General features: G+C 44.5%; 12 protein-coding genes. 5 read left to right on the top strand and 7 right to left on the bottom strand.

Annotated features, from left to right (window positions below; genetic code table 11):
- Positions 1-293: 293 nt before the first annotated feature.
- Both KFK88_RS00005 and tyrS read right to left on the bottom strand, forming a co-directional pair.
- Positions 294-1,673, bottom strand: coding sequence for a S8 family serine peptidase (locus KFK88_RS00005; protein ID WP_317851531.1), 1,380 nt, complete (start codon positions 1,671-1,673; stop codon positions 294-296).
- Positions 1,674-1,916: 243 nt separating this feature from the next.
- A complete protein-coding gene (tyrS, locus tag KFK88_RS00010; RefSeq protein WP_223576606.1) occupies positions 1,917-3,116 on the bottom strand; it encodes a tyrosine--tRNA ligase in 1,200 nt (399 codons plus the stop codon).
- Positions 3,117-3,372: 256 nt separating this feature from the next.
- On the opposite strand from tyrS, the gene KFK88_RS00015 reads away from it, so the two are divergent.
- The 3 genes from KFK88_RS00015 to KFK88_RS00025 all read left to right on the top strand — a co-directional run bounded on the left by KFK88_RS00015 (position 3,373) and on the right by KFK88_RS00025 (position 7,248).
- A complete protein-coding gene (locus KFK88_RS00015; protein ID WP_223576607.1) occupies positions 3,373-4,929 on the top strand; it encodes a peptidoglycan DD-metalloendopeptidase family protein in 1,557 nt (518 codons plus the stop codon).
- A 21-nt stretch (positions 4,930-4,950) separates the two neighbouring features.
- The gene (locus KFK88_RS00020; protein WP_223576608.1) at positions 4,951-6,060 is read left to right on the top strand and encodes an anhydro-N-acetylmuramic acid kinase; all 1,110 of its coding nucleotides are present in this window, start codon (positions 4,951-4,953) and stop codon (positions 6,058-6,060) included.
- A gap of 75 nt (positions 6,061-6,135) precedes the next feature.
- Positions 6,136-7,248: a GGDEF domain-containing protein gene (locus tag KFK88_RS00025; RefSeq protein ID WP_223576609.1), complete on the top strand. Its 1,113-nt coding sequence runs from the start codon at positions 6,136-6,138 to the stop codon at positions 7,246-7,248.
- A 13-nt stretch (positions 7,249-7,261) separates the two neighbouring features.
- On the opposite strand, the gene erpA is transcribed toward KFK88_RS00025, so the two are convergent.
- The 3 genes from erpA to KFK88_RS00040 all read right to left on the bottom strand — a co-directional run bounded on the left by erpA (position 7,262) and on the right by KFK88_RS00040 (position 8,856).
- Complete coding sequence (gene erpA / locus KFK88_RS00030) at positions 7,262-7,588, bottom strand: iron-sulfur cluster insertion protein ErpA (RefSeq protein ID WP_263296319.1); 327 nt, start codon at positions 7,586-7,588, stop codon at positions 7,262-7,264.
- A 79-nt stretch (positions 7,589-7,667) separates the two neighbouring features.
- The gene (locus KFK88_RS00035) at positions 7,668-8,129 is read right to left on the bottom strand and encodes a bactofilin family protein (protein ID WP_223576610.1); all 462 of its coding nucleotides are present in this window, start codon (positions 8,127-8,129) and stop codon (positions 7,668-7,670) included.
- On the bottom strand, positions 8,116-8,856 hold the full coding sequence (locus tag KFK88_RS00040) for a DUF6776 family protein (protein WP_223576611.1): 741 nt from the start codon (positions 8,854-8,856) through the stop codon (positions 8,116-8,118). Before KFK88_RS00040 ends, KFK88_RS00035 begins: the two co-directional genes overlap by 14 nt.
- 167 nt (positions 8,857-9,023) lie before the next feature.
- Here KFK88_RS00040 and KFK88_RS00045 point away from each other — a divergent pair, with 167 nt between their 5' ends.
- Both KFK88_RS00045 and KFK88_RS00050 read left to right on the top strand, forming a co-directional pair.
- Positions 9,024-10,877, top strand: coding sequence for a chloride channel protein (locus tag KFK88_RS00045; protein ID WP_223576612.1), 1,854 nt, complete (start codon positions 9,024-9,026; stop codon positions 10,875-10,877).
- Between the two features lie 4 nt (positions 10,878-10,881).
- The gene (locus tag KFK88_RS00050; protein WP_223576613.1) at positions 10,882-11,301 is read left to right on the top strand and encodes a CopD family protein; all 420 of its coding nucleotides are present in this window, start codon (positions 10,882-10,884) and stop codon (positions 11,299-11,301) included.
- Here KFK88_RS00050 and KFK88_RS00055 read toward each other — a convergent pair.
- Positions 11,263-12,096, bottom strand: a complete 834-nt coding sequence (locus KFK88_RS00055; protein WP_223576614.1) for a DUF817 domain-containing protein — start codon at positions 12,094-12,096, stop codon at positions 11,263-11,265. The two genes, KFK88_RS00050 and KFK88_RS00055, sit on opposite strands and share 39 nt — an antisense overlap.
- Before the next feature lie 86 nt (positions 12,097-12,182).
- Entirely contained in the window at positions 12,183-13,445 is a 1,263-nt protein-coding gene (gene msrA / locus KFK88_RS00060) for a peptide-methionine (S)-S-oxide reductase MsrA (RefSeq protein ID WP_396326636.1), read from the bottom strand.
- Positions 13,446-13,569: the final 124 nt, after the last annotated feature.

A 13,569-nucleotide genomic window follows, 5' to 3' on the forward strand; every position in this document is an offset into this window, starting at 1 on the left:
TTCCTGTCAACACATTTTTTAAAACTTTTTAAACCGTCTTAAAAACCGCTCTTCCTGAGCTCTTTCGCTGCGTTTCAAATGTTTCGTTTGCCTCGAAAGTGGTGCGCATTATAGACACTAAATCGCTTCCCGCAACCCTTTTTTGAATCTTTTTTTAAATTAATTTCAAAACCATTACTTTTCGCCTAAAACTTGCCCAAAACGATGGTAAAACAATCAATTAGATCCATTTTTTAAGCTTATGCATTAAAAAAGGCCGCGAGTGCGGCCTTTTTAAGTTGTATCAGTTTCTATTAATAACCTGTAGAAACCTGCCCTTTGCCGTGCTCGGTACTTTTTCCTTTCCCCAGAGCGCGCGTACGAAGCTCTTTTTCTAGTTGCCCAACGCTGATATTGCCACCATATTCACTAATGATTAACGCAGCGACACCCGCAACATGTGGCGAGGCCATACTCGTACCCGCATTCCACCCCCAACCACCGGGCGTTGTGCTTAGAACCATGTCGTAGACATAACAAGGGCGTCCAGGTAGTACAGGACCATTACAAGGTGCTGCGCCAAAATCAAAGAAAACATCAAAGTCACCACCCGGCCCTGACAAATCAACCCCCTTGCGACCATAATTAGAATAAGAAGCTAACTCTCCTAATTCTGTGGTAGTGTCTAACCCCCACAGGTATGGTGCAGTTGCTGACACAGACACCACTCCATTTGCTTCAGCGGGTAACGCCATAATAGGTCCATCGTGGTTCATATCGCGAGCATCATTGCCCGCCGATGAAATAATAATGGCTCCTTTATCACGCACGTACTGTGTTACTTTGTTATAGGTTCGAATCAACTCACTACAGTCTCTGGCCGGGTAATGTGTAGACTCTCCCGTATCAGGATCGGTAAACGTACAGTTCTTAGGGAAGCCACCGCTAATTCCAAGGCTCATATTAATCACATCCGCACCGTTGTCCGCGGCATAAATCATCCCTTGCCAAATACCTGAAGTGCTACCACTACCAGTTATTGCTGATAATACCTTTACTGAGATGATTTCGGCTTCAGGCGCAACACCGATGGTTCCAAATGCATTGTCCGCAGCAGCGATAGTCCCTGCGACGTGAGTGCCGTGGCTACCAGGAGGGTTATCAAAATCTTCCCCAGGCACGAACGATGTCGAAAGTGCTACATTAAGGTTAGGTGCTAAATCCGGGTGTGATGAATCGATACCACTATCAAGAACTGCGACAGTAACGCCTTGGCCCCTAACGCCTGCTTCCCAAGCTTCAGTAGCGTTTACTGCATCATGGCCCCATTGCAAGTCGAAGAAAAAATCGTCATCTCCTGTATTTGGGGGACTAGCGGCCATTTCATCAAACTTTATGTCAAATGCATCAGCTTGATTCGGTTCGACATAATTTAAGGTAAAGTCTGCAAAAGTCGAACCCACACCAGAGACGCCAGCCAAGCGCTCTCGAATGTCAGGGTTATCACTTTCTATGAGGAGTAATCCGACTTGTGGAATTCTTTGGGTGACAGTTGCGCCCATGGCTTCAATGCTATCCACAAGGTTTTTATTGATCTTATTTTTTGCTACTACGACAAATGAGTCTGCATAACTTGATACAGGCAGTGCTAATGAAGCGCCGATTACCATCGTTAATGCGCACTTTCTAAACATATTATCCATTATTTTCTCCAGTGGTGTGACAAGCTACCCCATGCAGCTTCACTAAATACTAATCAAACCCTGGCTGAAGGTGAATATTGGAATTGGGTAAAAGTGGGCAGTTTTGAAATAAAAACTGGAGCTATTTTTGTTTTTTGTAAAGTAGGCTGACAACTTCTTCGTCTGAGACCATTGTTAATAAAGGGCACAAAAAAGGCCGCGAAAGCGACCTTTTTGATATTTTGTACAGTTTTTTTACGTTGTAACGATAACGTAGGCGATTTTCTTTTTGCCTGCTTGCATCAAATATTTACCCGGAGTGACCATATAGGAAGGCTCTACCACTTCCCAGTCAACTTTAACACGCCCGTTTTTTAGCATGTCTTTTGCCTGAGCTGAGTTTGCTGCAAGACCCGCACGATTAATCACAGCTCCTATCGGGAACTGCTCAGCGCCATCTAGGCTGACTTCCACTTCAGGCGTTCCTTCGGGAACCTCACCTTCCGTAATAATGTTGCCCGCACCTTTATGAGCATTGTCCGCAGCTTCTTTACCATGGAACCGCTCAATGATTTCTAGTGCAAACGCCTTCTTAATCTCTTGCGGGTTAGTCCCGGCTTCTACATCTTTTTTAAGCTGCTCAACTTCTTCCAGCGACTTAAACGACAGTAATTCGTGATAACGCCACATCATGCTGTCTGGCAATGACAAGAGCTTTTGGTACATCACGCCTGGTGCTTCGGTGATACCCACGTAATTGTCCAGTGACTTAGACATTTTATTAACGCCATCTAAGCCTTCAAGCAAAGGCATCATTAGTACGGTCTGTGGCTTCTGTCCATTTGATTTTTGGAGTTCACGCCCCATCAACAGGTTAAAGCGCTGATCGGTACCGCCCAACTCTACATCACACTCCATGGCTACTGAGTCATAACCTTGGACCAGAGGGTACAAGAACTCGTGAATAGCAATAGGCTGTTCATTTGCGTAGCGCTTTTTAAAATCATCACGCTCCAACATACGCGCCACTGTAGAGTTAGCCGCAAGCTTAATCATCCCTGCAGCACCCAGCTTTTCACACCACTCAGAATTAAACGCGACGGTGGTTTTCTCAGGGTCAAGAATTTTAAAGACCTGCTCCTTATAAGTTTCAGCATTTTTGAGCACATCGTCTCGGGTCAACGGCTTACGTGTCACATTCTTACCCGTTGGATCGCCGATCATTCCAGTGAAGTCACCTATAAGAAATACCACCTCATGACCAAACTGCTGGAATTGGCGCATTTTATTAATTAATACGGTATGACCAAGATGTAAGTCAGGTGCTGTTGGGTCAAAGCCCGCTTTGATTTTTAAGGGACGGCCTTCTTTAAGCTTTGCCAACAACTCTTCTTCCGGCAAAATCTCATCAGCTCCACGTTTAAGCTCCTCAAACATGGCTTCAAAATCACTCATAAGGGTATTTCTCTCAAATTTCGATGGCTCAAAGATACACGAATTGTCATAGTATGCAACGGTTTCAGGGCAAAAAGCAGCTGATGACAGTTTTCGTCCGATAGCTTTTCAAAAGTGTAAAAAATCCTGACTCTTTCACATTTCCGTAACAAATGTGGCCAAATTATGGATTTAATACTTTTTAACATTGACCAAAACCCCTCATAAGGTTATGGTTATTGCGCAAAAACTATTCAACCAATTTCTTAAGTTAACTATGATAAACCGTGATTATAAAGGCTTTAACAGCAAAAAACCGCTGTTTGCCCGAAAGAAAAACCGACGTAAGGGCGCGATCATTACGATCTCTGCATTATCGGTCATATTCGCGGCAGTTTCTTACTTAGCAATGACTCCAGGAGAAGAGTCATCGACTCAAGAGAATAATAAACAACAAGAACTTCTTACATTACAATTATCATCGGACGACACTCAATCCTCTTCACAACCAGCAAATCTTGATATGGCATCAAGTCAGTCAGAGTTGTCAGAGGGCGCACTTGAGCCTGCTAAAGAGTTACCTGCTGAGAGTAAAGCAAACGATAGCATGAATAGCCAGCAAGCTTCTGCCGAGCTTAGCGAAGCTACCGATGCCATCAAAAACTTCGTCAAAAAAACCACAAAGCCTCGTTTTGAGTGGCAAACCATTGAAGTTGCCAAAGGTGAGAGCTTAGCTCGAATCTTTAAAAAACTTGGGTTCAGCTCAAAAGATTTGCATTATATGATGCAAGCTGACGATAAAGTGGACATCTTAAAGAAAATTCGCCCAGGACATACTTTAGAGTTCGCGGCTAATGACGAAAAAGAATTCCACAGCATGCGCTATCCATTTAACTCAAGCGATACTCTTGTTATCACTAAAATTGCTGATAAAGAGTTTCACGTATCGCTGGATGTTAAACCGATCGAATTCAAACAACGTTTCGCGACAGCCACCATCACCAGTAGCTTTTATAACGCGGGCAAACAAGCAGGACTTCCTGATGGCGTTATCATGGAGTTGGCAGGCGTTTTCGAATACGACATTGATTTCGCGCTAGAAATTCGTAAAAACGACAGTTTCTCTGTACTTTACGAAGAAAAGTATATTGATGGGAAAAAAGTCGGTTACGGCAACATCTTATCGGCAGAGTTCAACAATATGGGTGAACATTATGCCGCTGTACGCTACACCGATACCAACGGCCGCACGGCATATTACACGCCAGAAGGTAAAGCATTAAGAAAGTCATTCTTACGTGCACCTTTGCAGTTTAACTATGTCAGCTCTAACTTTAATCCGAAACGTTTTCATCCAATTCAGAAACGTGTCAAACCACATCGTGGTACGGATTATCGTGCTCCAATCGGGACACCGGTTCGCGCAGCAGGCGATGGTCGAGTAACGAAATCCAGCTATAACCGCTTTAATGGTAACTATGTGTTTATCCAGCATGGCGGTAACATTGAAACCAAATACCTACACTTCTCGAAGCGTGCAGTTAAAGCGGGGCAACGTGTCAAGCAAGGTCAGATTATTGGTTATGTTGGTTCTACAGGCATGTCACAAGCGCCACACTTACACTATGAATTTGTAGTCAATGGCGTGCACCGTAACCCTCGTCGCGTAAAATTACCGCACGCGGCACCGGTTCCTAAAGCTGAGATGGCTCGCTTCCAAGAGCACTCAAAACCGCTCATGTCACAGCTTGAGACTGAACGTACAACTTATTTTGCACGCCTAAATGAGCAAGAAGCGTCAGGCACAGCAAGTAACAGCAAGCTTCAAAAGTAATTGGTGACGAGAGCCTAACTCGTGACCTTATTCATTGGACTGATCTCAGGGACTAGCGTCGATGCTGTCGACGCTGTTCTCTGTGATATCCACTCCGACTCAAAGATCCAACTGCTAGATTCCCATAACCAAGCCATTCCAAGTAATCTTCAGCAAGCGTTGCTAAAGTTTGGCAAATCGCAATATGAAGGCGACCCTATCGATCAGTTGGGACAATTAGATCATCAGGTCGGCTTACTGTTCGCAGAAGCCACCAAGACGCTTTTAGATAAATCAAACTATCTGGCATCGGATATCGCTGCGATAGGTAGTCATGGTCAAACGGTCCGCCACAGACCTGACTCCAGCTACCCTTTCACGCTTCAAATTGGAGATCCCAGTATCATCGCAGCCCAAACAGGCATAACCACTGTTGCTGATTTTCGACGTCGGGACATGGCGTATGGTGGTCAAGGAGCTCCCTTTGCCCCAGCATTCCATCAAGCGTTTTTTGCGGATAACGACAGGCCGCGAGCCGTCATTAACCTCGGCGGTATTGCCAATGTGACGCTACTTAAGCCGAGGAAACCCGCCATCGGTTTTGATACAGGCCCCGCCAATACTCTGGTGGATCATTGGATTTATCAACACCGGGGTCAACACTATGATGCTGATGGGAACTGGGCATCCAGCGGGCAAATTATTCCTGAACTATTACTGCAATTGCTGGCGGATCCTTACTTCAAGCAAGCAGCTCCCAAAAGCACCGGATGCGAATACTTTAATGCTGAATGGTTGGCCGAAAGTTCGCAACAACCTTTAAGCGAATACCAACCTGAAGACGTCCAACGCACATTACTTGAGTTAAGTGTAAAAACGGTTGCTGATGCTGTGCTATCACAGATAGATCAAGGTGAAATCTATCTTTGTGGCGGCGGAGCGCACAACCCGATTATTATTCAAGAGTTGCAGAATCACTTACCTAGCTTTACTGTCACCACCACCTCTGATTTAGGCGTAGAGCCTGATTGGGTTGAAGCCATGACCTTTGCGTGGTTCGCCTCTAAAACTCTTAAAAAAGAACCCATCATGCTATCCAGTATCACAGGCTCAACCAAAAACAGCGTTCTAGGCGGCATATACTCAGCATAATTAGCAACAGATCGGATTAGCAGAGCTTATTCGAAATTTAATGCAAATTTGCATTACTCGTGACATACTAAAGTCATGAAGCTACTAAATGACATCAGTCAATTTAGCGAATGGGAAAAAATCCTAGTTGGTTCTATTGATAAAATTATTATCATTTTAGCGATCTGCAGCGTTCCAGCCACTATTGCTTCATATAGTCGAATCCCCATCTCAGGTTTCCAAATCTCAATGGCTTTACATCTGTTCATTGCCATCAGCCTAGTCACCTCGGCTTACATTCGACATAAGCTTTCAGTCAAATTTAAACTCAACATGGTACTGGTGCTAACTGTTCTCATTTCACTAGCGGGAGTGTATAACTGGGGATTGCTAGGCAATGGTATTTTATGGTCAATTCTATCCATCATTTTCATCACTTTATACTATGGTATTAAGTTTGGGATATTCTCTATTGGGTTGTTCTTTGTCTATGTCTCAATTATCGGTTACCTCTATACCCAAGGAATCATTACCCCGCAAGCAGATCCATCCGTTTACGCTGTTTCAGTTAGCGGTTGGCTAACCGGCATTATCGGCTCCTTGCTACCACTTTCCATTAGCGTATTAATCATAGGCACCCTTTATCAAGCCGCTAGAGACTCCTTGATTCGTTTAGAGCGTCAACGCATAGAAATTACCATTCTCGCTGAACGTGATGATTTGACAGGGATTTATAATGCTCGAGTATTCCGCAAACTATTAGAACAAGCGATCGAGCGTTCAAAACGGCATAACACTTGGGTTTACCTCATCAATATTGATTTAGATAACTTCAAAAGCATCAATGATAATTATGGTCACCATGCTGGAGACGCGACACTTCAATATATCGCGAAACAGCTCCTCAACGTCACTCGTGGAGAAGATACCTTATGCCGCATCGGCGGCGATGAGTTTTTAATGCTTATAGACAGTCCGCAACGCCATAGCCCACAAGAGCTTGAGGTTGTCATCAAGAGAATAAAGGCCGCTATTGAAATTCCCTATATTTATGAAAAGACCAAATTGAAAGTTAGAGGTAGCATTGGTTATGCTGAATATAACGCGACATCCACGCCTGAACTTAAAAATAAAGATGACATACTAAAGCTGGCAGATAGCCAAATGTTTAAAGATAAAGAATTATCACGCGCTCAACAGACGAGTTAAGCGCGTATAAGAATTAGATTGAGAAAGAGGAGCCACAGCCACAGGTTGTCTTGGCTTGTGGGTTATTAATAATGAACCTTGAGCCCTGAAGCCCTTCGGTATAATCCACCTCTGAGCCCATCAAGTATTGAAAACTGAGTGAGTCCACGAGGATTTTGACGCCATCTTGTTCAATGGTCATATCGTTTTCTTTCTGATTTTCATCGAATGTAAAACCATACTGGAAACCTGAGCAACCACCACCTGTGACAAACACACGTAGCTTAAGCTCCTGATTTTCTTCTTCTTCAATCAGTTGACGCACTTTTTTACTGGCGGCGTCTGTTACGGTAATTGACATACTGTCACCTATTTCTTACAACACCTTACTATTATAGCCGAAGATGGGGGTCACACCGCAACATCTCAAGGGCATAAGCTTATGCTTTTGCTGGCTCTGCTTCAACAGCCTCTTGATGAGTCTCTTCTGAACGAACCGAAGAATTGTCTGCTTGCGCTTCTTCCGCTTTATGCTCCAATGCTTTTGGATCACCGACGACCACCATTTTACCGTTTACCTCGGCACCCGCATTCATCTCAATCACTTTGTAATACAAGTCACCGTTAATTTTAGCGCCAGGTTTAAGATCGATCTTTTCAGTGACATAAACATCACCATCCACCTGACCAAAAATAATGGCGTACGGTGTCGAAATATTGCCTTTGATCTTACCGTGAACACCGATCGATAAAACTGACTGTTTCTCCGTATCGCCCTTCACCTCTCCGTTAATCTCACCATCTACAAACAGTGCCCCAGAGAAGCTCATGTCACCATTAATACAAGTTCCATCTGCAATTAAAGTATCGACATTGTTAGATTTACGTTTACTCTTTCGCATTCGTTTCTTCAACCTCATTGCTCGGATTTGTGGGTTTCCAAGTAAAGTCTTGGAGTACTGATTTTGCTCCTCGCCCTGATGTCGCGGCTACGACTCGGACGAAACTCGGCTCAAAACCTTCAGGCAGCTGAAAAGTGCCCGTGTGTGTCGAGACGTAAGTAAAATCAAATGTATTATTATTGCTATCGTTTCCTTGCAGCTGTTCAAAGCTGTAACTTTTTCTCTCGCCAGCTTCCTCGCCAACGATGGATATCGTAATGGTACCTTTCAGTGATCCTGATTGTTGCTTGGCTTGAATCAACATCAAACGATACCGATACATCGTGTCCAGCCCCTGTTCCCAGACAAAACTGGCAATTTGAAGCCCAGACTCTACTCCATCAGGATCAAAAATTCGCTGCAAAGCTTCACGCTCTTTTTCCAAATTTCGATTTTGACGGTGTAATTTATCCAGCTCAGTTTTCAGCTGCTGTGTGATCTCATGCTCGATTTGATATTGTTGCTGCCAGTGCGTTTGCCCTTCTTGAGCTTGATCCAACTGTTCTTTCAACATCTGGAATTGTTGTTGAGCTGTCGCGGTCATGCCGTGCTGACGCTTATTAAGCCAATAGCCTAAGGCCATTGCAGCTATCAATACAATCAAAATAATGATTGCCCAAGACCAATACCAAGTGGCCGTGCGACGCTTTCGGATAATATAGTCTGGCTGATTGGGATCTTTAGTCATAAATCATTGAAATCGTTTGTTCTTTCGGTCACATTTTCTTATTATGTAAGTCATTAATGACGCTGGCTATACACGCATAGAATCCGCAACCAGAAGTCGACTCCAGTTGCATTAAAACAGAAATTATAACCAAAGGGAACAGACCCTATCACATACTTGAGTGACGAATGACGCTAATTGATCGGTTAAGATTACGCCTTGGGGGCTTTGATGCTTTAGCCTTAATGGCGGTTATTGGCTTAATCTGTGGCATATTAGCAGGTGGCTCAAACATTCTGTTCCGATACTTTACTGAAAGCTCCTACGTTCTCTGGGCAACAGATCAATCGGGCAATACTGACTTTGAAAATGCCGATTGGTGGCTCAAACTTCTCCTGCCGACTATTGGCGGCTTAATCGTTGGCTTACTACTGCAACAACTGAAACCTGATACTCGTCGCGTCGGCGTATCACATGTCTTGGAACGCATGGCACACCACCAAGGACACTTGCCAGCAAAAAATGCGGTTGTGCAATTCTTCTTAGGTGGACTGACAATTGCCTCAGGTCAGTCGGTTGGTCGAGAAGGCCCGGGGATTCACTTAGGCTCCACCACAGGTAGCTTAATAGGCCAACGCTTAAAACTCCCTAATAATAGTACCCGCATCCTCGTCGGCTGTGGCTGTGCGGCCGCGATTTCTGCAAACTTCAATACGCCACTAGCAGGCGTTGTTTTTGCTATGGAGATCGTGATGATGGAATATGCTGTCGCCAGCTTTATTCCGATCATTTTGGCATCAGTAGCTGGCGCAGTGATGAGTCGCATGTTTTTTGGCTCAGATCCTGCCTTCATCATTCCTGCATCAATGGACATACAATCGCTGTGGGAAATGCCTTACTTCCTACTACTGGGCTTTATTTGCGGGATTATCGCCAGCTTGTTTATTATGTTCACCAGCGTTGTTCGCAGAGGCTCAAAAGATTGGCCTGTTTGGATCAAAACCACAGTCGGCGGCACCAGCGTCGGTATCATTGCGCTGGCAGTACCACAAGTCATGGGTATCGGTTACGACACGGTTAACTCATCGCTCCAAGGAGAGCTACTATTAACCATACTGGGTTTAAGTCTAGCGGGTAAGTTTATCGCCACCAGTATTTGTTCCGGTCTCTCGATGCCGGGCGGTGTGTTGGGCCCAACTCTGTTCATGGGTGCGATGCTCGGCGGACTGCTTGGGACTTTAGGGAGCCTCGTCTTTCCAACCCTTTCGAGTGACACGGGTTTTTACGCCATTATCGGGATGGCGACATTAATGAGTGCCGTGCTGCAAGCGCCGCTTGCTGGGCTGATGGCATTATTGGAGTTAACCAATAATCCCAACATTATTTTACCGGGCATGTTTTCAATCGTTATCGGCAACTTGGTCGTTAGCCAGTTATTCAAACGCGAGTCCTACTGGGAAACACAAATGAAAGACCGTGGTATGCGCTTAAAAGTCAGCCCAATGAAGCAGGTATTACGCAGCATTGGCGTCGCGGGCGTTATGACTCGTAATATTGCTTTCTTAAAAGCGGAGTCCACGTTACAAGATATTGCCGTTGCCTTAAAAGACAAACCTCGCTGGATTCTCATCAAAGATTACGCCGACGAAGTGATTTCATTAATGGTCGCCAGTGACCTAGGTCGCTATCTTATTGAGCAGGAAGAGGAACTAGAGCGTAAAAAAGCGAAAGCTTCCAAGCAGAAAGATGATGAAGATACTAGCGACGAGCAGGAAGAAATCACGCAAGAAGCCCATGCAAATGATGAAGGCGACGTCGAGCAGATTATAAATCTCATGGAAATTCCAGCAAACCGTCAAGATATCGTCGCCATTGATTTGCAGGCAACTCTTGAGGAAGCTTATGATCGCATGGAACAACGTAAAATTTCAGCGGCTTATGTCTATCGGATCACACATAACAAGGAAGAGCGTATTTACGGAATCGTGACCCGCGATATGATTACAGATCAGTACATTTTCTCAAAAGCACAAACAGGTTAGCGCTATGCAATGGGTCAAAACATTTCACCTTTTCTTTATGGTCGCTTGGTTCGCAGGGATATTCTATTTGCCAAGAATTTTCGTCAATTTAGCGCAAACTGAAAACGATGGCGCTTTCAATCAACTGAACATCATGGCGCGAAAGCTTTACCGATTCGTTACACCATTCATGGTACTAACCGTTATCTTTGGGCTTTGGCTGGCTTCCTACAACTGGGAGTACTATCTAAAAGCAGGTTGGTTCCACGCAAAAATGGCCTTAATCGTTCTACTGGTTATTTATCACTTCATCTGCGGCATGTATCAAAAGCAGTTCGCTGATGGCCGTTGTGACAAAAGCCACACCTACTTCCGAGTTTTTAACGAAATCCCCGTACTCATTTTATTAGGTGCCGTGATCTTGGCAGTGGTTAAGCCTTTTTAACGTTGCTGGGTATCGAATCCCTTGTACTAAGGTCACCATAACAAAGCTCAGTATCATCAGCAGATACCACGAGGTTAATTTAGACAGGGATACCATTTTCCAGCCATTTGTTTGATTCGGGTAAATCCAGATATTGGCAAAGGTTGCGATGTTTTCGGCAAACCAGATAAATAGCGCCACAAGAAACCATCCCAGTAATAACGGCATCCTTCTGTGAGTCTTAATCACCTTAAAGTGGATCTGTGTTTTATAAAAAAGCATAACTGTCACCAATAGAATGACCCACCGCATATCCATGATGTAATGATGACTAAAGAAGTTAAGGTAGACTGCCAAGACTAAAATCACGGTATAAGATATTTTTGGGTAGTGTGAATATCGAAAATCGAAAATTCTTGAAACACGTGCTAAGTAGCTCCCAACCGCGCTGTACATGAAGCCGGTAAACAATGGAACATTACCGATGCCAAAAGTAAACGCTTCGGGATAATGCCACGACTGGATGGCGTCAGAGGTTTTGAACAGTTCCATGACTGTCGCAACGATATGAAACAGTAAAATAATCGCAGCTTCGCGTAACGTTTCCAGCTTGAATAGCAATAAGACTAACTGAAACGCCACGGCCGCGATAAAAATAAAATCATACCGATGCAGGGACTCGATGGGATACCAATAGTGAGTCACCACCATCACCAACAATAAAAAGCCACCGAACACACAGGCATAAGCCTGCTTCAGTCCGAACAACCAGAATTCATGAATAAATGTTTTAAATCTAGATGGGTATGGTGTCATAGCCACTTCTTGTTAATTCGCCCCTTATCATAAGGCTACGCAACAGAAGTGGCTAGATTATTGTGGGAATATGGCTAATTGTGACTCTAAGTTTTCGAGCGAGGAACAAACTCTAACACTGTCGCATTAATACAGTAACGTGGCTGTCCGTTAGGGCCATCATCAAACACGTGCCCCAAGTGAATGCCCGAAGATTTTGAACGAATCTCAGTACGCTCTAAACCAAAGGCATTATCTTCATGATAAGTCACAGAACCTTCAACAGGCTGAGTAAACGACAACCAACCCGTGCCTGAATTAAATCGGTCTTTGGTATCAAACAGGGGCTGACCGCTTAGCTTATCGATAAACACGCCTGGCGGTGTGTCTTTAAAAATATCGTACTCTTTGCAGAAACGACTGTCCGTGCCCTGTTGGAATGCTACGTCATAGGCTTCGGAGTCGCCCAGTTTGAACTTACCCAGTACGGCATAAAACTCTTCTGGCGTTAAGTAGCCCTGATGACCAAACACCTCTTTACCATTTTCTAGAAACAGAATGGTCGGCGTTGCCCAGGTTTCTGTGGTCACGTCTAAACCGTCCAGCTGGCTACCGTGACGCCAAGTTAAAGGAATCGTACCCTGATAGTCGCTGGTAACGTTCTCTTTAAATTTTTCACAGTACGGACAGTAAGACTGAGGCTCAATCACCACAATCTGTTTGCCTTGTTGCAGCGCAGTATTGTCGACCTCAGGCGCTTTGTCTTTGTCATCGAAAACCACACCCGTCGAATGGTCTGGGCAATAACCGTTAGGATTCTTGACTAAATAATCTTGGTGGTATTCTTCGGCGCGGTGAAATTCATCAAGCGGCTTAATGATAGTTGCGATCTCGCCGTAGCCTTCTTCACTCATCAGCACCTGATATTCTGCCGTAATTCTTTCAGCAATATCTTGTTGCTCAGAAGAATTAGTCAAAATGGTCGAGCGATACTGAGTACCAATATCATTGCCTTGGCGGTTCACTTGCGTTGGATCGTGGCCTTCAAAGTAGTTTTTCAAGATCGCTTCTAAGCTCACTTTATTACGATTAAAAGTGACTTTGACCACTTCAGCATAATTATTCGGATCTAAACGGTATTTCGGCTTAATGATTTCACGGTACTCAGGCTCAATCCCTTCACCATCTGCATAACCAGACACCGCATCCACCACGCCGGGGATCGCCGCATAACGTTTTTCAGCACCCCAAAAACAACCAGCACCAAGAACAATCGAGTCCAAATGCTTGGTCGCTGGCATATCCGCCTTGATATCCGCTTTTTGAGTGACCAGAGTGGACGTTTGGGGATGCTTAAGGCCACCGGTCAAAATGTATGCCACTCCAACCGCGCTGGCAACGAAAAGAATGGTTTTATATAACAACTTCACAAATATCACCCTCACTCATCAAATTAAGGAGAAGTAGGATTTAGCATAACTCCTACCCTGTATA

This window comes from Kangiella taiwanensis, assembly GCF_020005165.1.
Taxonomy (GTDB): Bacteria; Pseudomonadota; Gammaproteobacteria; order Enterobacterales; family Kangiellaceae; genus Kangiella; species Kangiella taiwanensis.